The organism is Neotabrizicola shimadae (genome assembly GCF_019623905.1).
GTDB lineage: Bacteria > Pseudomonadota > Alphaproteobacteria > Rhodobacterales > Rhodobacteraceae > Neotabrizicola > Neotabrizicola shimadae.
The window spans coordinates 1,425,516-1,445,488 of the sequence record NZ_CP069370.1 but is presented as its reverse complement, the minus strand read 5'-3'; the positions used below and the strand labels follow the sequence as shown (position 1 = coordinate 1,445,488).

The 19,973-nt window shown below is 63.8% G+C and carries 21 protein-coding genes; 10 read left to right on the top strand and 11 right to left on the bottom strand.

Features of this window, described 5'->3' with window-relative positions; all coding sequences use genetic code 11:
* Positions 1-54: 54 nt before the first annotated feature.
* Together mepK and JO391_RS06995 are read right to left on the bottom strand one after the other, a co-directional pair.
* Positions 55-624, bottom strand: a complete 570-nt coding sequence (mepK, locus tag JO391_RS07000; protein WP_220663674.1) for a peptidoglycan L,D-endopeptidase MepK — start codon at positions 622-624, stop codon at positions 55-57.
* A gap of 53 nt (positions 625-677) precedes the next feature.
* Positions 678-932, bottom strand: coding sequence for a hypothetical protein (locus tag JO391_RS06995; protein WP_220663672.1), 255 nt, complete (start codon positions 930-932; stop codon positions 678-680).
* Here JO391_RS06995 and JO391_RS06990 point away from each other — a divergent pair.
* From JO391_RS06990 to JO391_RS06975, 4 genes are read left to right on the top strand one after another with little or no spacing between them, the layout of a single operon-like run.
* Positions 931-2,541 carry a L,D-transpeptidase family protein gene (locus JO391_RS06990; RefSeq protein WP_220663670.1) on the top strand — a complete coding sequence of 537 codons (1,611 nt, stop codon included), beginning with the start codon at positions 931-933 and terminating at the stop codon, positions 2,539-2,541. The genes JO391_RS06995 and JO391_RS06990 overlap by 2 nt on opposite strands.
* Positions 2,542-2,587: 46 nt before the next feature.
* Positions 2,588-3,691, top strand: coding sequence for a UDP-3-O-(3-hydroxymyristoyl)glucosamine N-acyltransferase (locus JO391_RS06985; protein WP_220663668.1), 1,104 nt, complete (start codon positions 2,588-2,590; stop codon positions 3,689-3,691).
* Between the two features lie 27 nt (positions 3,692-3,718).
* Complete coding sequence (locus JO391_RS06980; RefSeq protein ID WP_220663666.1) at positions 3,719-3,985, top strand: acyl carrier protein; 267 nt, start codon at positions 3,719-3,721, stop codon at positions 3,983-3,985.
* The gene (locus JO391_RS06975) at positions 3,982-5,190 is read left to right on the top strand and encodes a beta-ketoacyl-[acyl-carrier-protein] synthase family protein (RefSeq protein WP_220663665.1); all 1,209 of its coding nucleotides are present in this window, start codon (positions 3,982-3,984) and stop codon (positions 5,188-5,190) included. The genes JO391_RS06980 and JO391_RS06975 overlap by 4 nt, the downstream gene beginning before the upstream one ends.
* A gap of 29 nt (positions 5,191-5,219) precedes the next feature.
* On the opposite strand, the gene JO391_RS06970 is transcribed toward JO391_RS06975, so the two are convergent.
* Positions 5,220-5,930 carry an invasion associated locus B family protein gene (locus tag JO391_RS06970; protein WP_220663663.1) on the bottom strand — a complete coding sequence of 237 codons (711 nt, stop codon included), beginning with the start codon at positions 5,928-5,930 and terminating at the stop codon, positions 5,220-5,222.
* Between the two features lie 419 nt (positions 5,931-6,349).
* Between JO391_RS06970 and JO391_RS06965 the strand changes: the two genes are divergently transcribed.
* Both JO391_RS06965 and JO391_RS06960 read left to right on the top strand, forming a co-directional pair.
* The gene (locus tag JO391_RS06965) at positions 6,350-7,894 is read left to right on the top strand and encodes a helicase HerA-like domain-containing protein (protein WP_220663661.1); all 1,545 of its coding nucleotides are present in this window, start codon (positions 6,350-6,352) and stop codon (positions 7,892-7,894) included.
* A gap of 97 nt (positions 7,895-7,991) precedes the next feature.
* On the top strand, positions 7,992-9,239 hold the full coding sequence (locus JO391_RS06960) for a CAP domain-containing protein (protein ID WP_220663659.1): 1,248 nt from the start codon (positions 7,992-7,994) through the stop codon (positions 9,237-9,239).
* 3 nt (positions 9,240-9,242) lie between these two features.
* Here the strand turns inward: JO391_RS06960 and JO391_RS06955 are convergent, their stop codons facing one another.
* From JO391_RS06955 to JO391_RS06940, 4 genes are read right to left on the bottom strand one after another with little or no spacing between them, the layout of a single operon-like run.
* The gene (locus tag JO391_RS06955; RefSeq protein WP_220663657.1) at positions 9,243-10,547 is read right to left on the bottom strand and encodes an HlyC/CorC family transporter; all 1,305 of its coding nucleotides are present in this window, start codon (positions 10,545-10,547) and stop codon (positions 9,243-9,245) included.
* On the bottom strand, positions 10,544-11,491 hold the full coding sequence (locus JO391_RS06950; protein WP_375155690.1) for a site-specific tyrosine recombinase XerD: 948 nt from the start codon (positions 11,489-11,491) through the stop codon (positions 10,544-10,546). Before JO391_RS06950 ends, JO391_RS06955 begins: the two co-directional genes overlap by 4 nt.
* Positions 11,492-11,496: 5 nt before the next feature.
* Positions 11,497-13,089: a hypothetical protein gene (locus tag JO391_RS06945; protein WP_259444840.1), complete on the bottom strand. Its 1,593-nt coding sequence runs from the start codon at positions 13,087-13,089 to the stop codon at positions 11,497-11,499.
* The gene (locus JO391_RS06940; protein ID WP_220663653.1) at positions 13,076-13,213 is read right to left on the bottom strand and encodes a hypothetical protein; all 138 of its coding nucleotides are present in this window, start codon (positions 13,211-13,213) and stop codon (positions 13,076-13,078) included. Before JO391_RS06940 ends, JO391_RS06945 begins: the two co-directional genes overlap by 14 nt.
* A 212-nt stretch (positions 13,214-13,425) precedes the next feature.
* On the opposite strand from JO391_RS06940, the gene JO391_RS06935 reads away from it, so the two are divergent.
* The 4 genes from JO391_RS06935 (at position 13,426) to JO391_RS06920 (ending at position 17,722) form a co-directional block, all read left to right on the top strand.
* Complete coding sequence (locus tag JO391_RS06935) at positions 13,426-13,968, top strand: shikimate kinase (RefSeq protein WP_220663651.1); 543 nt, start codon at positions 13,426-13,428, stop codon at positions 13,966-13,968.
* A 3-nt stretch (positions 13,969-13,971) separates the two neighbouring features.
* Positions 13,972-15,084, top strand: coding sequence for a 3-dehydroquinate synthase (aroB, locus tag JO391_RS06930; protein WP_220663650.1), 1,113 nt, complete (start codon positions 13,972-13,974; stop codon positions 15,082-15,084).
* Between the two features lie 62 nt (positions 15,085-15,146).
* The gene (locus tag JO391_RS06925; RefSeq protein ID WP_220663649.1) at positions 15,147-16,310 is read left to right on the top strand and encodes a WD40/YVTN/BNR-like repeat-containing protein; all 1,164 of its coding nucleotides are present in this window, start codon (positions 15,147-15,149) and stop codon (positions 16,308-16,310) included.
* A gap of 1,175 nt (positions 16,311-17,485) precedes the next feature.
* The gene (locus JO391_RS06920) at positions 17,486-17,722 is read left to right on the top strand and encodes a hypothetical protein (protein WP_220663648.1); all 237 of its coding nucleotides are present in this window, start codon (positions 17,486-17,488) and stop codon (positions 17,720-17,722) included.
* 31 nt (positions 17,723-17,753) lie between these two features.
* Here JO391_RS06920 and JO391_RS06915 read toward each other — a convergent pair whose 3' ends face one another.
* The 4 genes from JO391_RS06915 to JO391_RS06900 form a co-directional block, all read right to left on the bottom strand.
* Entirely contained in the window at positions 17,754-18,275 is a 522-nt protein-coding gene (locus tag JO391_RS06915) for a YcbK family protein (protein ID WP_220663647.1), read from the bottom strand.
* Positions 18,276-18,359: 84 nt separating this feature from the next.
* The gene (locus JO391_RS06910) at positions 18,360-18,908 is read right to left on the bottom strand and encodes an AAA family ATPase (RefSeq protein ID WP_220663646.1); all 549 of its coding nucleotides are present in this window, start codon (positions 18,906-18,908) and stop codon (positions 18,360-18,362) included.
* Positions 18,909-18,911: 3 nt separating this feature from the next.
* Complete coding sequence (locus JO391_RS06905) at positions 18,912-19,394, bottom strand: hypothetical protein (RefSeq protein ID WP_220663645.1); 483 nt, start codon at positions 19,392-19,394, stop codon at positions 18,912-18,914.
* Positions 19,391-19,891: a hypothetical protein gene (locus JO391_RS06900; RefSeq protein WP_220663643.1), complete on the bottom strand. Its 501-nt coding sequence runs from the start codon at positions 19,889-19,891 to the stop codon at positions 19,391-19,393. The genes JO391_RS06905 and JO391_RS06900 overlap by 4 nt, the downstream gene beginning before the upstream one ends.
* Positions 19,892-19,973 lie beyond the last annotated feature (82 nt).

Here is a 19,973-nt window from a genome sequence, read left to right as displayed (position 1 = left end):
GAAAGGGGCGCCCGTGGCGCCCCGAATTCATGTCGGTCGGTTGCCGTCAGGTCGTCAGCCGCCCCATGACCGGACAGGACCGCAATCCATGTGCACGAAGTTCGACCGCGAATAACGTCCTACACCCCCCGAAGAGCAGGCCTCGGCGGCGCGGGCCATCTGTCCGACCGAGCGCGACTTCAGCCGCAGATCTGCCGCCTGGCCCTTCATGTGCAGCGAATTCTTGGCAACCCCGCGCGAGCTTTCCCGCAGCATGGCGTTTGTGGCCGGGCAACGATAGCCCGACAGCAGCATGTAGGGTTCGTTCACGTCCATGATGCGGTGCGAGGCGGCCATGATGTCCACCGTGCGGCCATCCATCACCCTTACGTCGTTCGTGCGCCAGTCGCGCATGAAGTGATTGAGTTCCTTCATCACTTCCGGAATGTAATCGCCATCGACCCAGTAAATCGTGTCGATGCTTTCGCCCGTACGGCCCGAGTACATGCGGATACGGCGGATATCGCCGGCACCGCGCATCAGGCCGAAGGCGTTGGAGTAGGTCGGCGCGGCAACGACCATCGTTGCCGCGAAGATGCCAAGCACACCTCGCCGCGTAAGACCCTTCGCTTCGATGTTCTGCATTCTGCGCCTGTCCCGTAGCTGGTCTTCGACCGCCTTGACCGGCGGTTCGATTGTCACTTCCCCAAGTGCGCCATTTGTATGGCATGGATCGCACGGTCGATGAAGGCTCGTTTCGCCGGTTTCACCACTCTGTCCCGGAATCGGCAAAAACTTGCTGAACGGCCGTGCAGACATGGGCGATCCCTGCCGATGTTTTCGTTGCCGATTTGCGACAAATTCGCCGCATCACAGACGGGCGGCAGTGGACACTCGGCAAAATCTGTTAAATCCTGCCAAAGGTTCAAGATTTCCAGCCACGAGGTTTCCATGCCGCCCCGTCAGCGACGCAGCCTTCCGTACAACGCGATCGCAGCGGCCGTTCTTGCAGTGGTCCTTTCGGCAGAGGCTGGTCGGGCACAGGACATGCCCTCGCCCTTCGTGCAGTCAGTGGCTGCGGCCGCGGCGGAGGACGAGACCGTGTCCGCCTTCTATGCCGCGCGGGACTACCGGACCCTGTGGACCGGACCGCAAGATGCCGAGCGCCGGTCGCTTGTACTTTCGGCCTTTGCCACGGCGGCCGACCATGGACTTCCCGTCTCGCGCTATGACGCCGCAACCTTGGCCGCGCTCTTTGCAAGCGCACAGACCGAAGGAGACCGCGGGCGGCTGGAAGTGGCGATGACGCGGGCCTACCTGGCCTTCGCGCATGACCTGCAAAGCGGCGCGCTGGTGCCGAAGAAGGTCGATGGCGGCATCCTGCGCGAGGTCACGGTCGTGGATCCGGCGGTGAACCTTGCTGCCGTCGAAAGCCCCGACTTTGCCGCCTATCTGCGGGACCTTCCCCCCGATGCGCCAGAGTATGCGCGCCTCATGGCGGCGCGGTTCGAACTGCAACAGGTCGTTGGCGCTGACGGTTGGGGCGCCGCGGTCTTGTCCGGCGGACTGGGGCAGGGCGACAGGGGTGCGGCGGTTGTGGCCCTGCGCGACCGCCTGGGCGCGATGGGTTACCTGGGACGGACCGCAACCGCTATCTATGATCGTGACATCGCTGCCGCTGTGTCGCAGTTCCAGATCGATCACGGGCTTCCGGCGACCGGAAAGGCCGATGCGGATACTCTGGCCGAGATCAATGAAAGCCCCGAATCCCGCCTTCAGTCGGTGACGGTTGCGCTGGAAAGACTGCGCTGGATGGGCGATGCACCGCGCGGCGACCGGCATATCTGGGTGAATCAACCGGATTTCACCGCCCGCATCGTGGATCATGGCAAGGTCACGTTTCAGACACGCGCCGTGATCGGCAAGGATTCGGCCGACCAGCGCAGCCCCGAGTTCTCTGACGAGATGGAGTACATGGTGGTGAACCCCTCGTGGGGTGTGCCGCGGTCCATCACCGTGAAAGAGTACCTGCCGCTTCTGCAACGTAACCCGAACGCCGTCGGTCATCTGCAGGTGGTGGACAGTCGCGGTCGGGTGATCCCGCGTGGAAGCGTGAACTTTGCCGCCTATTCTGCCCGCAGCTTTCCCTTTGGCCTACGCCAGCCCCCCTCTGACGGCAACGCGCTTGGCAAAGTAAAGTTCATGTTTCCGAACCCTTACAACATCTACCTGCACGACACGCCTTCCAAATCCCTGTTTGAAAAGCAGGTGCGTGCCTTCAGCCACGGTTGCATCCGCCTGGGCGAGCCCTTCGACTTTGCCTACACCCTTCTCGCCCCCCAGACCGACGATCCGCAGGGCAGCTTCGAGGAAAGCCTGAACACCGGGCGGGAGACGGTGGTGAAGTTCGACACGCATATTCCCGTGCATCTGGTCTACTTCACCGCCTGGCCCACGCCGAAGGGACGCATGACCTATCGGAATGACGTGTATGGTCGCGACCAACGAATCTGGGATGCACTGATGGCCGCAGGGCTGGAACCGGCCGGCGCCTCGGGTTAAGTCCGCTACACTGTCGGACGTGGCAGCGAAGGCGGGAGACGGCAGGATGACCGAGCAGAACGGGCACAGCATCGGCGAGATTGCTGCGGCGCTTGGGACCGCTGCCGAAGGCAATCTGGATCTGAGGGTTATGCGCGCGTCCGAGCCGGCTGCGGCAGGTCCGGATGATCTGGCACTGGCGATGGACCCGAAGTACGCCGCTGGCCTTTCGGTCGGAAAAGCGCGGGCCGCCCTGCTTTGGCCGGGTGCCGACTGGCGCGGCCTGGGGCTGGAGGCTGCGGTCTTTGCGCCGCGCGGTCGGCTGGCGATGGCCGGCCTGTCTCGGATGATGGATGAAGGCCCCGGCATCGCGCCAGGTATCCACGCCCTGACGGTCATCGATCCCACCGCGCAGATCGGCGAAGGCGCGGCGATCGGCCCCTTCGTCACAATCGGCGCAGGCGCCCAGATCGGACCCGACGCCCGCATCGGCGCCCATGTTTCCGTCGGGCCGGGGGCGCGTATCGGAGCTTCGGCTCTGATCCTCGATGGCGTCCGTATCGGTGCGCGCGTGACCATAGGCGACCGCTTCATTTGCCAGCCGGGCGCGGTGATCGGGTCCGATGGCTTTTCCTTCGTGACGCCCGAGAAGTCGGCTGTGGAACAGATCCGCGAGACGCTCAAGGAAGATCACGACAAGGCAGAACAGTCCTGGGTGCGGATTCATTCCTTGGGCGCCGTGTCCATCGGCGACAATGTCGAGATCGGTGCGAATGTTTGCATCGACCGGGGCACGATCCGCGATACCGAGATCGGTTCGGGCACGAAGCTGGATAACCTCGTTCACATTGGGCACAATGTCCGGGTGGGCAGGGATTGCCTGTTGTGCGGGCAAGTCGGCATTGCAGGCTCGGCCCGGATCGGCAACCGGGTGGTTCTGGCCGGACAGTGTGGCGTCAACGACAACATCTTCGTGGGCGATGACGTGCTGGCCGGGGGCGCCACCAAGATCTTTACCAACGCTCCGGCTGGCCGGGTGCTTCTTGGATATCCCGCCGTCCGCATGGAGACCCATATCGAGCTTCAGAAGGCGCTGCGGCGGCTGCCTCGCACAGCGACACGTCTGGCCGAGCTTGAACGGGTTGTTTCCAGGCTTTCAGGCGAAACGTAAGGAAGGCCGGCAATGGGGACGAGCACAATGTCAGAGACAATCGGGCAAGAGGTGATCCGCATCATCGCGCACCAAGCAGTGCTGGATGTGGCCGACGTGACCCCGGAGTCGACGCTGCAAAGCCTTGGCATCGACAGCCTTGGTCTGGTCGAGGCCATTTTCGCGATTGAAGAGACTTTCGACATCACAGTGCCCTTTAACGCCAATGATCCATCGAGCAGCGAGTTCGACATTTCTTCCGTGGCCTCCGTGATCGGAGCCGTGGAAAAACTGGTCGCGTTGAAGACCGGATGAGGCGCGTCGCGATCACCGGCGCGGGGACGGTCAACCCGCTGGCCCAGGATGTCCCGGGCACTTACAGCGCCTTCAAGGAGGGTCGCACTGCCATCGGTCTGCTGGACCTGAGGGATTTCGACAGGCTGTCCGTCCGCATCGGTGCCCAGATCAAGGATTGGCAACCCGAAGCGCATTTCGACCGGGCGCGCTTGTCCGCCATGGACCGATTTTCGCAGTTTGCCGTAGTCTCAGCGCGCCAGGCTCTGTTGCAGTCGGGGCTGGACCTGTCGCCAAAACTGAAAGCCGGCGCGGGAGTCATCCTTGGCACGGCCGGCGGGGGCATGACGACATCGGACGAAAGCTACAGGTCGGTCTACGAGGAGGGCAAGAACCGCGTCCATCCTCTCTTGGTGCCGCGCCTGATGCACAATGCTGCGGCTGCGCACGTCTCGATGGAGTTCGGTCTGGCCGGGCCGGGGTTTTCGGTCTCTTCGGCCTGCGCAAGTTCCAACCACGCAATGGCTCTTGCCTTCCAGATGGTAAGGTCCGGCGCCGCCCCGGTGATCCTGACCGGCGGCAGCGAGGCCATGCTATGCTTTGGCGGCATCAAGGCCTGGGAAGGTCTGCGTGTCATGTCCTCGGATGCTTGCCGTCCTTTCTCGAAGAACCGGAGCGGGATGGTGCAGGGGGAGGGGGCCGCCGTCTTTGTGTTCGAAGACATGGAACATGCCATGTCCCGGGGCGCGACGATCCTTGCCGAGGTGGCCGGCTGCGGCCTGTCGATGGATGCAGGCGACCTTGTCTCGCCCTCTCAGGAAGGGGCGGCCCGGGCCATGCGGGCCGCACTGCAGGATGCGGCGATTGACCCGCATGACATCGGCTACATCAACGCGCACGGCACCGGCACGACCGCGAACGACCGGACAGAATGTTCTGCAATCGTGGAAGTGTTCGGACCGGAAGCGATGCGGATCCCGGTCTCATCCACCAAGTCGATGCATGGCCACCTTATCGGCGGCACGGGGGCGGTCGAACTGCTTGCCTGCCTGATGGCCCTGCGCGAGGGTATCCTTGCACCGACGGCAGGATTTCAGGAGCCGGACCCGGACTGCCCGCTGGACGTCGTGCCGAACCATGCGCGCGAGGCCAATGTCACCGCCTGTCTTTCAAACGCATTTGCGTTCGGCGGAATGAACGCGGTGCTTGCGCTGCGGCGGAGCTAGGGGCGGCGGTTTTCGCCGCCCCCGCAGTCTCAGTTGCCCGACCCGCCAAAGGACGGCGCAGCCGGTTGTGCTTCCGAAGCGGGCGCCTGCTGTGCCTGGGCACTGGCTTGCGCAGCCTCATTCGCTTTCACTACTGCCGCGAAACCGTCGGTGAAGCCCTTGAGCGAGACCTCAATGGATACGGTCTGGTCGGGAGCCACGACCGGCACGATCGTTACCACGGCCTGGTTGCCCTTCTTCATGGCTTCGACCTCTGCGGCCGTGAAGCCGACGCGGCTCACACAGCCGATTTGCGAGCAGAAGCTGAACGGGTAGCGTTTCGGCTGTGCGGCGTCGATGGTGAGACCCAACTGTGCCGTCAACAGGGTTTCAAGCGGCGTGACAAACGTGGCGCCGGCCGCTGCCTCGCCGCCGGCGGGCAGGGGGAACAGCGAGGCTTCGGCCACGGCATTGCCGCTCGCGTCCTTGAGAAGCTGGTACAACTGGCACGGGTCGGCGTTGTTCGGCGTCTTCACGCAGCGCTGTTCCCAAAGGTCGAAGCGCGCCGCCGTGTAGGTATCGCCAACCTTGGGCTCCCCGCCGTCCACCGGAGCACCAAGCGACAGGCCGTTGGTGGTGGGGGCGTCGCCCTGAACCGCGCCGGACTGTTCGGCCGGTGCCGTTTCTTGTGCCAGGGCCGGGCCGAAGGCGGCAAGGCCCGCCGCAGCAACAAGGGCGAATACCGTTCTCGTTAGTTTCATGTCGATCTCGTGCGTTGATCCTGCGCGTTGGGCCGCGCTTAGCACGATGGACCAGGGAAGTCAGTCGCTTTCGCAGGAAGTTGATCGGAGCGCAGTGCCACAAATCAAGAAGGGCCGGAAGACCGGCCCTTCTCTTGTGTATTTTTTGCTCCCTGTCGGACTGGCCGACTTCATGGACCGGGACGCTACGGTGGTTTTACATAGGCGTCAACTGATTTTCAGCACACCTATACGAAGGGAAACGCCACAAAAAAGCCGCGCCTTTTCAAGGGCGCGGCCAGTTCGACAGGGAGGAAGTCACACCGGGCGGACAGCACACATGCGCCCGGCAAGGATCAGACTGGCACGTCGGGGTTAACGCTGTATTGTCAAGACGAGCGCCGGGGCAGGCCGGGCGGCGGCAGCATCAAGGGGGCCGGATGGACGCGGCGGAAAGTATCTTTGTTGGTGGTGGCGGCGAAGGATATGGCAGCCCACAATCGCTTCTGCTTCGCTTCGGCAACCGGCATGGCTTGATCGCCGGCGCCACGGGCACAGGAAAGACGGTCACGCTTCAGGTTCTGGCCGAGGGATTCTCTGCCGCAGGGGTTCCTGTGTTTCTGGCTGATGTGAAGGGTGATCTTGCCGGTCTTGCCGAGGCCGGATCCGAAGCCGCAAAGACACATGAAGGCTTTGCCAAGCGGGCCGCTCTCATGGGTCTGGAACTGAGTTACCGTCCATTCCCCGTGACCTTCTGGGACGTCTTCGGGCAAAAGGGGCACCCGGTTCGGGCGACAGTGGCCGAGATGGGGCCGCTGCTCCTGTCGCGTCTTCTTGATCTGACCGAGGCGCAGGAGGGCGTGTTGAACGTGGCCTTCCGCCTTGCCGATGACGAGGGCTTGGCGCTGCTGGACCTGAAGGACCTTCAGGCCCTGCTGACGTTTCTGGGCGAGCATGCATCGGAAGTCTCTGCGCGCTACGGCTTGGTGTCCAGCACGTCGGTCGGGGCCATCCAGCGGCGGCTTCTTGTTCTGGAGAACGAGGGGGGCGCTAGCCTGTTCGGCGAACCGGCGCTCGACCTTTCCGACCTGATGTTGGTGGATGGCAGCGGGGCAGGGCGCATCAACATCCTCGCGGCCGACCGCCTGATGAACTCGCCCAGGCTCTATGCAACCTTTCTGCTTTGGCTTCTGTCGGAACTGTTCGAAACGCTGCCGGAAGTCGGCGATCCGGACCGACCGAAGCTCGTCTTCTTTTTCGACGAGGCGCATCTGCTGTTCCGCGACGCGCCGAAGGCATTGGTTGCCAAGGTCGAACAGGTGGCCCGGCTCATTCGGTCCAAGGGGGTCGGGGTCTATTTCATCAGCCAGAATCCGGCCGATGTTCCCGATGCGATCCTTGGCCAGCTTGGCAACAGGGTTCAGCATGCCTTGCGTGCCTTCACCGCGAAGGATCAGAAAGACCTGGCAAAGGCCGCCGAGACATACCGGCCCAACCCGCGCTTCAAGATCGACGAGGCAATCCGCGATGTCGGAACCGGGGAAGCGGTCACTTCCTTCCTGGAAGCGAAGGGAGCACCCGGTATTGCCGAGCGCACCCTTGTGCGGCCCCCTTCGTCTCGCCTGGGCCCCATCGAGGATGCCTCGCGGGCTGGCATCATCGCCGGCTCACCTTTGGCCGGCAAGTACGATCAGTCCGTGGATCGCGAAAGCGCCTGGGAAATGCTCAAGGCCCGTGAAGCCAAGGCAGCCGAAGAAGCTGCGCGCACAGTTCCCCAGACGACCGATGCCTCGCCGGAGCGTGATTATCGCAATGCGCGCCGCTACGATGGCGGGTCAAACCATCCCGCCCCCAAGCGATCGGGCTCGAGTCGCAGCGACTCGGTGGGCGAGGCCTTCGCAAAATCCTTCGCTCGTCAGCTGGGCACCAAGACAGGTCAGGCCGTAGTCCGCGGCATCCTTGGGTCTCTGTTCAAGTCGCGTTAGCGCAGTTCGGGCCGCTTTCCGCCCATTGAAACAATGCTGCCTGTCGTGCGGCATTGTTTCCAACTACAATGCTGCCAAAACAAGATGGAGAGGCAGCATGGCACTGTCAGCCACCGAGCAGTATCTTCTGGAACTGATCAATCGTGCGAGGCTCGATCCTGCGGGAGAAGCCGCCCGGCTTGGGATTGACCTTAACAGCGGGCTTAGTCCGGGAACAATCTCGGCGTCAGCCAAACAGGTTCTGGCACCCAATGCGCTATTGGATCAGGCCGCCACGAGCCACAGCCTGTGGATGCTGCAGACGGATACTTTCAGTCATACCGGTTCCGGCGGCAGCACGCCAGGAACCCGTGCCACGACGGCTGGCTACAAATGGTCGATCCTGGGTGAAAACATCTCCTATCGCGGAACAACGGGCACCGTAGATGCCGCTGCCTACATAGAGCAGCAGCACTACGATCTTTTCAAGAGTTCCGGCCACCGTTTGAACATGCTCAATTCGAGCTACCGAGAGATCGGTGTGTCGCAGGAACTCGGTCAATTCACGTCCGGTAGCACCACCTTCAACGCTTCCATGGTGACCGAGCTTTTCGGGACATCGGGCTCAGCAAGTTTCGTGACGGGCGTCGCTTATGCCGACAGGGACAAGGACGGGTTCTATTCTATCGGCGAAGGGCGTTCCGGCGTCAGTCTGAACGCCGCTGGCCAAGGGACGTCTACAGCCGAAGCCGGTGGCTATGCGATTGCGGTGTCCTCATCGGCAATCTCCTCGGCTGTCGCCGTGACCGGAACCGTAGGAGCGCAAGCTTTTTCCGTGACGCTTGACCTGACCTCTGGAAACGCAAAGCTCGATATCGTTGGCGCCCAGATGCTGCTGTCTTCGGTGGATATCGATCTCGTTTCGGGCATCCAGAACGCCCGGCTTCTCGGGGTTGCGGCGATTGATGCGACAGGAACTGACCTGGCAAACCGGCTGATCGGGAATTCGGGTGCAAACACGATTTCGGGTCAGGGCGGCAACGACACGCTGTTGGGTTCTGGTGGCAATGATGTATTGCTGGGCGGGCGCGGAAATGACCGCCTTGTTGGCGGCCCCGGTCGAGACACGTTTGTATTCGGACCGGATATGGGAATTGACGAGGTCAGCGACTTCTCTCCCACGCTTGATCGGCTCCGACTGGACGATGTAATCTGGGGGGCAGGGCATTCGGCCCAGTCTCTGGTTTCAACTTTCGCCGAGGTGACGGCACGAGGCGTTCTGTTCGATTTCGATCCCTCCAACCAGATTCTTCTGGTGGGTCTGACGAGCACTTCAAATCTCGATGCCTTGATCGACATCATCTGACGCTCAGATCGGGCGCAGTTTCAACTTGGTGATCCGGTTTTCGCGCCTCTCAACGATTTCAAATCGAAAGCCGTGAAAGCTGAAAGCCTGGCCGGCAAGGGGGATCACCTGGGCCTCGTGGATGACAAGGCCTGCAATGGTATTGGCCTCGTCATCGGGCAGGCTCCACTCCATCGCCCGGTTCAGGTCTCGGATCGTGGCTGACCCTTCCACCAGCCAGCTCCCGTCCGGTTCCGGCTTCAGGCTCCGCACACTTTCGTGCAGGTCATATTCGTCCCGGATCTCGCCGACGATCTCTTCAAGGATGTCCTCAAGGGTAATCAGCCCCTGCAGCGCCCCGTATTCGTCCACCACCAGGGCAAAGTGCGTGCGGCGCTTGAGAAACTCGCGCATCTGTTCGTCCAGCGTGGTGGTGTCGGGAATGAAATAGGGCTTCATTGCCACCTTCAGGATGTCCAGGTCGGAAATGGACGCCACGGACCCCTCATGACCGCGCACAAGCCGATCCACCTCGCGCAACAGGTCCTTCGCGTGGACGACGCCCAGGATGTCGTCGTCACTGCCCCGGAACACCGGAAGGCGCGTATGGGGCGAGTTCAGAACCTGGTCTAGGATGCGTTCGGGCGTCTGGTCGGCGTCGATCATTTCGATCTGACGGCGATGGCGCATGATCTCGTCTACAGTGCGTTCGGCCAGATCCAACGCGCCAAGAAGGCGGTCGCGCCCCTCCTTCTCGAACGCGCCCTCGCTGTGGCCAAGCGCGATCGCCCCCACAATTTCCTCGCGCAGCGCCAGCATGCGACCATCCGGGTTTTCGCGGATGCCAAACAGCCGGATCAGCCCGCGCACCAACAGACGGACAAGCGTCACCAGGGGGGAGAACACCGCAATCAGCACACGGACAATCGGAGCGACACGCGTGGCAACGGCCTCGGGGTAGGTGATGGCAATCGTCTTGGGCAGCACCTCGCCAAAGATCAGCACAAGCACCGTCATCACCAGAGTGGCCAGGGCAACCCCGCTTTGGCCAAACGCTCGCGTCAGCAAGGCCGTGGCGAGCGAGGCGGACAGGATGTTGACGACGTTGTTGCCCAGAAGCAGCGCGCCGATCATCCTTTCGCTGTCGTCCGTGACCTTCATTGCAACTCCAGCGCCCCGCGACCCTCGGTCCGCCTGCGCCTTCAGCTTGGATTTCGACGCGGCCGTCAGTGCCGTTTCCGAGCCCGAGAAGAACGCCGAAAGGCACAGAAGCAGAACGATCACACCCGCGGTGATCCAGAAGGCGATGTCGAGTGCTTCAGCGTTCATGCCGGCTCCGATCCCGCCTTGCGGGCCAAGGGATGGTGGTCAAGCACCAACGACTTGAGGTGCTCATCCAGCACATGAGTGTAGATTTCGGTCGTCGCCACGTCTGCATGGCCCAGAAGGGTCTGGATGGTGCGAAGGTCAGCCCCACCTGCCAGAAGATGCGTGGCGAAGGCATGGCGCAGGGCATGTGGTGTGACCTTGGACGGCGACACGCCGGCCCGCACGGCGATATCCTTCAATAAGAGATGGAAGTGCTGCCGCGTCAGATGCCCTGCCTTACCGGGCCCCGGAAACAACCAGCGGCTGGCTTGCCGACCCGCCTTGCGAGCAGTCTCGTCCTCGGTCTCGCGCAAGGCCAACCACGGCGCAAGGGCCGCCCGCGCCGGGCCCGACAACGGCACCATGCGCTCCTTGTTGCCCTTGCCGCGCACGAGGATCATCCGCGGATCGCCCTTCACCGCCGAAAGGGGCAACTCCACCAGTTCCGACACGCGCAACCCGGTCGCATAGACCAATTCCATCAGTGCGACGTTGCGCAGCCGTTCATCCGCAGTCCGCCCCTGTTCCGCGGACGCCGCGATCAGGCGCGTCACCTCTTCCTTTGCCAATGTTCCGGGCAAACGCTTCTTTGGTGTGGGGCCGGCGATGCGCAGGGACGGATCGTCTTCGCGCCAGCCTTCCTCATGAACGAAGCGGAAGAACTGGCGGATCGCCGAAAGCCGCCGCGCCCGGGTTGCCCGCGACAGCCCCTGCCCATCGCAAAAGACCAGATATTCCTCCACACCCTTACGGTCGGTCGTGCCGAAGTCCATGCCCTGCCGCGAAAGCCAATCGGCGAAGTCCCGCAGGTCTCGCCCATAGGCCAACCGCGTGTTTCGGGCAGCGTCCCGCTCGGCTGCCAGAGATTCAAGGAATGCCGATATCCAGTGCTCCCTATGTGTCACCGGACTCAACCTCGCCGTTCCAGAAGCATCAGCTGCAACGCCGTACGCCGCGCCGTGTCCGTCATGCCCAGTCGCTGAAGGATCGCCAGGCCCTCGGTGACGCCCGAGGGGTCGGACTCCACTCCTGTGGTGATCCGGTCGATGGCAAGTAGGATCAACTCGCCCGTGCGCCCCTCCGCGACAAGCGAAAGGGTATCCAAAGACAGGGTCGGGCTCCCGAAGGCCGGCACGATCATGCGCGCCATGCTGTCGGGAGCCTGTCGGTCCGCGACATCGCCGGTGGCGAGTCCCAAAAGGAAGTCCTCGCGCGGCGTCTTGGCGACCTTGTCCTTGACCAGTTGCGAATAGTCCGGTGCCAGAAGCTCCAGCCGCAAGGCAATATTTGCGGCGTCGCCCTCAAGCGGAATGTCGGAAACACGGTTGGCCACCAGATCTGCCAGAACCACCTCCAGCTCTGCCGCCGCCATGGCAGACCAGGCAATCGGCAAGGCCCGCGCAACGGCCGATGCATCGCCAGCGTTCAGCGCCTCATCCAGCCTCTGGAACGCCTGCACCCTGTCCCAGACGCCACCCGAAGCTGCCGCCTTGTTGGCCGAATACAGGCCCGCCAAGAGGTTCGGGTCAATGACACCCGACCTTGCCAGCCTTTCGGCGGCATCCAACTGCGCCTTCCAGCCCGCGGGATCACGCAGTTCTGCATGGGCAAAGGCGAGGGGCAGGGTGGTGGTCGGGAAGGTCTCGCCGATGGCCTCGTACATGCGCCAATCCAGCGGGGTCATGCGCGGCGGCGGCGGCAACTGGTCCAGGTTTTCCGCCAGTTCGGGGTCCAGGAACCGGGCCAGAAGCGCGTCCTCGTCCTCCGTCACCTGGCCAAGAGCACGCGCGGTTTCAAGCGTCAGCGCCGCCGCGTTCCAGTCGCCCGCCCGGGCCAGGCAGAAGATACGGGCGGGAAGCGTAGGGGCAAGCGAAGGCGTTGCCGTCATCGTCTCGCATCCCCGATCCTCGTTGCCGGTCAGCAGGTCAACGTCGAAGCTGCGCCGGAACAGGGCTGGATCGGGCTCCTCGACCATGTCCATCAGGGCCTGCGCCTGTTCCAGAGCCCCCATGGCCAAAAGCTTGTCGATGCGCGCAAGAAGCAGAGTGCCCTCGTTTCCGGCATCCGACGGCGGGTCCGATTCCGCCAGAAGCAGCGTCATCAACAGGCCCTGCAACGCGGGCAGAGAATCAGTGCGTGTCCGTGCGATGGCCTCGCGTATCTCCGCCACACTGGCGTCACCCCAAAGCGCAGCCGGAAGCCCGGTGACCTTTGGCGAAAGAACGCCAAGGGCGTCCGGCGAGGGCGCTCCAAGAACGCTCGTCGTCACGTCCTCCGGCAAAGCGTCTTGCGTGACCGGCGCCTCGTCCGGCACGGCGGGTGTCGCCGCCGGGGCAGAGGCCGGTGTCGACACCGATTCAGAAAGCCAGTCGATGGCTGACAGCGGGGCCTCGGCCCGAAGCCCTGCTGCACCCGCAAGGATCGAAAATGCCGTACAAATGGTCAGCTGCGCACGTCTGCGGCTCCGCCGGGCACGGGCGGCCTTCTGGTCACTCGACCGCATTCAAGGTCACCGGCACCTTGATCTCCGACTGCTCGGGGCGCATGTCGGCCAAGTAGGCATAGGCGGACAGCCCGGCGATTCCCAACAACGCCAGTACGATAAGTGCCTTGATGATTCGCCACATGCCCTTTGCCTTTCCGCCCGCGCACCTTACTGCGCCGCAGCCTGCCCTTGTTGCCCGCTTGTACGACGGGTCTGCCGCGGGAGCGAATATATATGGCATTCGCGGCGACTTCACGCCATTCAGTCACGGAAGGGGGCGTCGCGGCAATCCTCTGCGGATCGCACGGTCGGTCCGAAGCCAACGGAGCGCGACCTAAGGGGGGCAGACGGCCGATGCTGCGGCTGAAGAAGACGGTTGTGATGGTCGGCATGATGGGGGCCGGCAAGACAGCGGTGGGCACCATGATCGCCCGTCTGCTGACGGTGCCTTTCCTCGATTCGGACGAAGAAATCACGCGCGCGGCAAACCGGCCCATCTCCGAGATTTTCGAACGCGACGGCGAACCCTTCTTCCGCGCGCGGGAAAGCGAGGTTCTGGGCAGGCTTCTGAAGTCCGAGCCAGCGATCCTGTCCACAGGCGGCGGTGCGTTTCTATCCGAGTCGAACCGACAGTTGATCCACGAGTCGGGCGTGTCGGTCTGGTTGCGCGCGGATCTGGAGCTACTGTGGCAGCGCGTTCGCCACAAGACAACGCGACCGCTTCTGCGCACGGCCAACCCACGCGAGACACTGCGCACCCTTTACGAGGCCCGTGTGCCTCTCTACGCGCTGGCCGACCTGACGGTCGATTCCGGACCCGACCTGTCGGTTGAAGAAACCGCGCGTCGGGTGATCGGCGCCCTGTCGACCCGGCCCGATGTTCTGGAGGATATCTGACGCATGCGAACCGTTGTTCCTGTCGCGCTTGGGGCGCGATCCTACGAGGTGCGCATTGGCGAAGGTCTGATCGACGGGGCAGGGGCCGAAATTCTGCCCTTCCTTCGTCGGCGCAAAGTTGCTGTGGTGACTGACGAGTCCGTGGCCGCCCTTCATCTCGAGCGGCTGGTCGCTGCCCTGGCTTCACAAGGCATCGCCGTCAGCACCCTTTCCCTGCCGCCTGGGGAAGGGACCAAGGGCTGGCCCCAGTTCGCCCGCTGCGTTGAATGGCTGCTGGAACAGAAGATCGAACGCCGCGACATCGTCATCGCCTTCGGGGGCGGCGTGATCGGCGATCTGGTGGGCTTCGCGGCAGCCGTCCTGCGGCGCGGGGTGCGCTTCGTCCAGATTCCCACGACTCTGCTTGCCCAGGTGGACAGCTCGGTCGGCGGCAAGACAGGCATCAACACCACGCAGGGCAAGAACCTTGTCGGGGCTTTTCACCAGCCGTCGCTGGTCCTGGCCGACATTGGCGTGCTTGACAGCCTGCCGCCGCGCGATTTCCTCGCGGGCTACGGCGAGGTCGTCAAATACGGCCTCCTTGGCGACGCCGCCTTCTTCGACTGGCTCGAATCCGCGGGACCGGAGCTGGCAGCCGGCGACAAGGTCGCGCGCCATCGCGCCGTCGCCCGTTCAGTCGAGATGAAGGCAGGCATCGTCGAAAGGGACGAGACCGAAGAAGGCGAGCGTGCGCTCTTGAACCTTGGCCATACCTTCTGTCATGCCCTTGAAAAGGCAACCGGATACTCCGACCGGCTCCTGCATGGCGAAGGTGTGGCGATCGGTTGCGCTCTGGCATTCGAACTCAGCCAGCGCCTCGGCCTTTGCCCGCAAGAGGCGCCAAGCCGTGTGCGCGCACATTTGAAGGCCATGGGCATGAAGACCGACCTGTCCGACATCCCCGGCGGGTTGCCAGGGGCCGAGCATCTTCTGAACCTGATGGGACAAGACAAGAAGGTCGTGGATGGCCGTCTGCGCTTCATCCTTGCGCGCGACATCGGCCAGGCCTTCGTCGCTGAAGACGTGCCACCGTCAGTCGTACTCACCCTGTTGAACGACGCTCTGGCCCGTCCGTGAATTCCGATTAAACGGCCGACGATGTCATGTTAGCCTTGTCCTGCGCAAGCAGGGAGGCTGCCATGGACCGGAACGTGACCATCCTCGTCGGGACGACCAAGGGCGTCTTCCTGATCGCCCCGCAGGAAGGCAGCTGGTCCGTGCGTGGCCCGTTCTGCGACGGCTGGTCGATCAACCACGTCCTCGGCGACCCGGTCAACGGCACCATCTGGGCGGCCGGCGGCGGCGAATGGTCCGGGGCAGGGGTCTGGCGCAGCACCGATGGCGGTGCCACCTGGACGGTCTCGCGCCTCTCCACTGGCAAGTTCGATGAATGGCTGGCAGCCGACCCGGATTTCGCCGCCCACATCGGCCGGACTCCCGCGCCGCCGGCTCCCTTCACCGGCGAGATCGAGAACCTCTGGTCGCTCGGCTTGTCAGGCAGCACGCTTTATGCCGGCGCGAAACCGGCGACGCTCTTCGCCAGCAAGGATGGCGGCGAAACCTGGGAGAAGGTCCGATCCCTCTCAGACCATCCGTCAAGGGAAAGCTGGCAACCGGGGGCGGCGGGCCTGATCCTGCATAGCATCGTCGCCGATCCGGGAGAGCCCAAGAAACTCTGGGTCGGAATCTCGGCCGCCGGTGTCTTCGCGACCGAGGATGGTGGCCAGAGCTGGGACCGCCGAAATCGCCGGTCCAACGAGGACGGGGCCCAGGATCATGACCACGGGCATGGCCATGCCGGCCACGAAGTCGGCCATTGCGTCCACAACTTCGCACGCAGCGCCGCAGCCCCAGTGGGCACCGATCTTCTCTATCAACAGAACCACCACGGCGTCTTTGTCAGCCGCGATGGCGGCCGAAGCTGGGCCGACGTTTCCGCCGGTTTGCCTTCGACTTTCGGCTTCCCGATAGCCGTCCATCCGACCGATTCCGAAACTGCCTGGGTACTGCCGCTGAACGGAGACATGCTCGGCCGGTTTCCACCCGGCGCATCCGCTGCGGTCTGGCGGACCCGCGACGGTGGGCAAAGCTGGACGCGGCAGGGCAGCGGACTTCCGCAGGAAGCCTGCTACTTCACTGTGCTGCGTCAGGCGATGGCCACGGACCGGTGCACACCTGCGGGTGTGTACTTCGGCACCAATTCGGGCTCGATCTTCATGAGCGCGGACGAGGGCGACCACTGGGAAGAAATCGCCCGACATCTTCCCACGATCCTTTCCGTCGAAACCCTTGAAAGGGCCTGATCGCAAAGGACATGATTATCCGATAATCAATATTATCCCTCGGAAAACGTTCAGTTTTTTTGGGGGAGGGGGCCAGCCCACGGGGACGTTTGCGAAGACTACCGGGCAGGCTGGCCGCGTGTCGGGGTGAACCTTCACGGCCCTAAATATGGATTATGGACCGCCCGAAAGCAAGCGGGGACTTCGCCTTAAACGAGGCGAGACAATGAGCAAGAATCGACGGGGCAGAGGCAAGGCTTTTACACCGGCGGAAGACCGGGAAATCCTGTTGGGCCTGCACCACGGGCTTAGAGTGCCCGTGATCGCAAAGCAGCTTGGGCGCGGGCGGTCAACGGTCTTCTACAGAATAGCGCGCATGAAGGCATCGAGCCAAATTCACCAGACGGTGATGGACCTGGGGCCGCTGCAAGGTGCAGGCGATGACAGCCCCAGCGTCTGAGGGCTATCGGAAGGGCATCTACACAACGGCAGTTTTGGAGGCAGCGGAGGCGGCAGGGATACGCCTGTCTGCCCTGACGGTCCTCTATTACCTCTGCCGATGGTCCAAGAAGGACGGCCCGCTAACCGATCAAGCACGGTGGCAGATCGAGCAGGGCTGCGGCCTCTGCGACAAGACGGTGAAGGCGGCGCTTAGGCGGCTTCGGGATGCCGGTGTCTTGGTGCCCGTGGCGCGCAAGCATGGCGGCAAGATCAGGGGGGGGCAGGGCGTTGGAGTGGTCTATCGGCTTGCGATCATCGGGCCGGGAAGGGGGGAAAAAACTTCCCCCCTTCCGGTCGGACAGGACGTTGAAGAAGGGGGGAAAAAAACTCCCGGTATGGGGGGAAAAAAACTCCCTGATAGGGGGGAAAAAAACTCCCCCCTCAATAGAGGCAAGAGAAAACAAGAAAGAGAGGAAGGAGGCGCGTCCCGCGCCGGGCGGAACTCGCGCCCGCTAGACGCCGGGGCAAGCCCCGGCCCGCGGGCTGGCGCGCAATACGAACCGGACGAACTGAGGCGCTTAAGCGAGGAAACGTCGCGCTATGGCTACAGCGAGGCCAAGAGGCGGCAGGACGCTCGCCTAGCGGAGAGGGGGGCTGGCTGAGAGGAAGGGAAGGCGGAGCCGGTGCGCCCGGAAATATGGACTGGCGCACCGGGCGGAAACGTCCATAAATCGCGACATGGCGGAGGGAAGGCGATGGCAGATGAACGGCTCGCAATGAGGCTGGCGGCGGCGGCGGCGGGTTCGGCTGGCGTGCTTGTGGCCTATTGGGCCGGGCAACGCTCGACAGACTGGTGGGCCGGGTTTCAGGCCGGTCTTGCCGGATCGGACGGGCTGGGGCCGCACGTCTTCGGGATTTTGGGCGCGTTCGGTCTGGTCGGGCTTTCGGTCGCCCTGGCATTGGCCGCAGAACGAAAAAACCCGCCCCGGTGAAGGGGCGGGCCAGTCACGAGGCAACCGAATGTCAACGCCGGGGCCAGAACTTCGACAGGGCGCGCGGCAGGGCCTTCGCCTTCGGCGGCGGGGCCAGCGTGATCTTGCGGGGCAGGGCAGGGGGCGGCGGCGCGTGGTCTTCGTCGTCGTCCGGCGGGAAGGGGTCGCCCCAAGACCGTTCCGGGCCGGTGTCGATATGGACAAAGCCCATGTGGGGATACGTCCCGATGCCGGTAAAGCCGACCTCACGGGCGGCGGCGATGAAGCGGTGCGGGTCGTGATCTTCCATGCGCACGTCGAAGGCGATGCCTTCCATGTGCTTCGACCGGGGCGCGCCTTGGACGGCCCGATTGTGGACCGGGGAGCGATAGCCGGAATTGATGACCATCGGCGCGTCAATCAGGCGGCGCAGGGCTTCCAGCTTGTCCATTGCCTCGCTGTCCACCATGAGCTGCCCCGTTCCCCGGCAGGCAAGCTCGGACGGCCGGAAATGGGGCCACGGCCACGTTTCCGGCGGCACGTCCCGCCAACTGGCATAAAGCGGGGTTTTCACTTCTTCTTCCCCTTCTTGCCGCCCTTCTTGAGGAAACGGCCCGTCTTGGCCGAACGCGGGGGGGTCTTCTTCTTCGCCATGGGATCAATCCTTTTCTGGGTGGCGGATGAACTCGCCGGGGGCGAGGGTGGAGAGGGTGCGGGCCTTCGGCCCGATGGCCTGCGCAGCGACCGAAACGTCCAGGTGATCGGAGAGGCGAAGCCAATAGGTCACGGCGGCCTGCGATCTGATCTGCGCGCTTACCGCGTTCGGCCTCTGGCCGATGATCAGCATCCCGAAGGCGCGGTGCCGCCCCTGAAAGATGATCTTGGACAGGGCATCGGAATTCTTGTCCAGGTAGGCCGGGGCTTCGTCGCAGACGATGAAGACCGGGCGATCCTTCCGGCTGGCGAGGAACGCCGCGAAGATCGTGTCAATCTGCGCCTTTTTCGCGGGATTGCGCATGATCACGCGGGCTTCGCCCGCCTCGATGGCGTTCACGACTTGGCCGGGCGTGGTGTATCCGTCTTCGGCCATGGGGTCGATGATCACGGCGCGCTTGATCTTGGCCTTGGCGACAAGCTGGCGGGCGAGGGTGGTCTTTCCAGATCCTCGCCCTCCCCAAATCGCCGTCACATCGGTCGCGAACGGCATGGATCACGCGGCCCGGCTGGACGCGAAGGCGGGGCCTTCGGTCGCTTCGCCTTCGATGGTCGCGGCCTGCCCTTGGGCGATGGAAGCCTTGACAAGCTGGACGCAGGCAAAGCCGTGGACGCCTACGGCAAGCACCTGCCCGAAGAACGTGGAATTCGCGCCAAGGAACAGCCGGGCCGTTGCCGGATTGAGCGCGAGAAGGTCGTAAGACGCCTGCGCGGCGATCATGCCGCCTTCGGACCTCGCCTGTTGCCCCAGAGGGCAGGGCGCGCCGGTGCGGGCCTGCACCATGCCCCCAAGCATGTCATGCAACAGCCCCCATTGTTGCCCCCACACTTCGGGGCTGATCAATTCCGGCTCGGGCGCGAAGACCTCTGCCGCCTCGGCAGCTTCCGGGCCGGTGAAGTCCTCTGCCGACATGATGCCCGACAGGTCCGGGGCGTCAGCCGGTGCGGCCTGCATGACCATGGTTTCAAGATCGGTCATTCGTCGTCCTCGGTGTCGTCAACAAGCGGGATGAAGCCGAAAAGCATGGTCTTCTTCGGCGGGGCCTTCGTGGCGGGCGCTGGCGCGGCCTTGGGCGGCGCTGGCGGCTTCGGGGTGGCGCGGACCTTGACGGGCGCTGGCGGGGCCTGTGGCGGCTTCTGGCGCGGTGCCGGGTGCCCCCAGGTGTCGGGCAGCGCCTGCGGCGCTGGCGGGGCCTCTGGCGGCTTCTGAGGGGCACGGGCAGGGCCGGGGTCACGCGACAGCTTGCGCGGCTCTGGTGGCCTGTCCTGCGCCTCTTGGCGCTCGCGCTCATAGGCGGGCCAGTCGATAGCCTCGCCCCCCATGGCGGCAGACAGCCGCGCGCGGCGGTGGGCCGGGATGGGGCGCGCGCCGGTCATGTAGTCGTGAAGGGTCTTGGGCGTCATTTCCATGTGGCGGGCGATGGCGGCTTTCGACCGTCCCGCCCGCATGAAAGCGGCCTCGATAGATGGCAACATGTGGCAACCTGCCCGGTGATCTTCGCAATGTTACGATCCTTTACATTACATAATAACGCAAGAGGAATGTTCGCCTTTGTCA

Coding starts and splice junctions, on each gene's coding strand:
- mepK (WP_220663674.1), bottom strand. CDS start 624: ATGCAGAACATCGAAGCGAAGGGTCTTACGCGGCGAGGTGTGCTTGGC.
- JO391_RS06990 (WP_220663670.1), top strand. CDS start 931: ATGCCGCCCCGTCAGCGACGCAGCCTTCCGTACAACGCGATCGCAGCG.
- JO391_RS06995 (WP_220663672.1), bottom strand. CDS start 932: ATGGAAACCTCGTGGCTGGAAATCTTGAACCTTTGGCAGGATTTAACA.
- JO391_RS06985 (WP_220663668.1), top strand. CDS start 2,588: ATGACCGAGCAGAACGGGCACAGCATCGGCGAGATTGCTGCGGCGCTT.
- JO391_RS06980 (WP_220663666.1), top strand. CDS start 3,719: ATGTCAGAGACAATCGGGCAAGAGGTGATCCGCATCATCGCGCACCAA.
- JO391_RS06975 (WP_220663665.1), top strand. CDS start 3,982: ATGAGGCGCGTCGCGATCACCGGCGCGGGGACGGTCAACCCGCTGGCC.
- JO391_RS06970 (WP_220663663.1), bottom strand. CDS start 5,930: ATGAAACTAACGAGAACGGTATTCGCCCTTGTTGCTGCGGCGGGCCTT.
- JO391_RS06965 (WP_220663661.1), top strand. CDS start 6,350: ATGGACGCGGCGGAAAGTATCTTTGTTGGTGGTGGCGGCGAAGGATAT.
- JO391_RS06960 (WP_220663659.1), top strand. CDS start 7,992: ATGGCACTGTCAGCCACCGAGCAGTATCTTCTGGAACTGATCAATCGT.
- JO391_RS06955 (WP_220663657.1), bottom strand. CDS start 10,547: ATGAACGCTGAAGCACTCGACATCGCCTTCTGGATCACCGCGGGTGTG.
- JO391_RS06945 (WP_259444840.1), bottom strand. CDS start 13,089: ATGCGGTCGAGTGACCAGAAGGCCGCCCGTGCCCGGCGGAGCCGCAGA.
- JO391_RS06940 (WP_220663653.1), bottom strand. CDS start 13,213: ATGTGGCGAATCATCAAGGCACTTATCGTACTGGCGTTGTTGGGAATC.
- JO391_RS06935 (WP_220663651.1), top strand. CDS start 13,426: ATGCTGCGGCTGAAGAAGACGGTTGTGATGGTCGGCATGATGGGGGCC.
- aroB (WP_220663650.1), top strand. CDS start 13,972: ATGCGAACCGTTGTTCCTGTCGCGCTTGGGGCGCGATCCTACGAGGTG.
- JO391_RS06925 (WP_220663649.1), top strand. CDS start 15,147: ATGGACCGGAACGTGACCATCCTCGTCGGGACGACCAAGGGCGTCTTC.
- JO391_RS06920 (WP_220663648.1), top strand. CDS start 17,486: ATGGCAGATGAACGGCTCGCAATGAGGCTGGCGGCGGCGGCGGCGGGT.
- JO391_RS06910 (WP_220663646.1), bottom strand. CDS start 18,908: ATGCCGTTCGCGACCGATGTGACGGCGATTTGGGGAGGGCGAGGATCT.
- JO391_RS06905 (WP_220663645.1), bottom strand. CDS start 19,394: ATGACCGATCTTGAAACCATGGTCATGCAGGCCGCACCGGCTGACGCC.
- JO391_RS06900 (WP_220663643.1), bottom strand. CDS start 19,891: ATGTTGCCATCTATCGAGGCCGCTTTCATGCGGGCGGGACGGTCGAAA.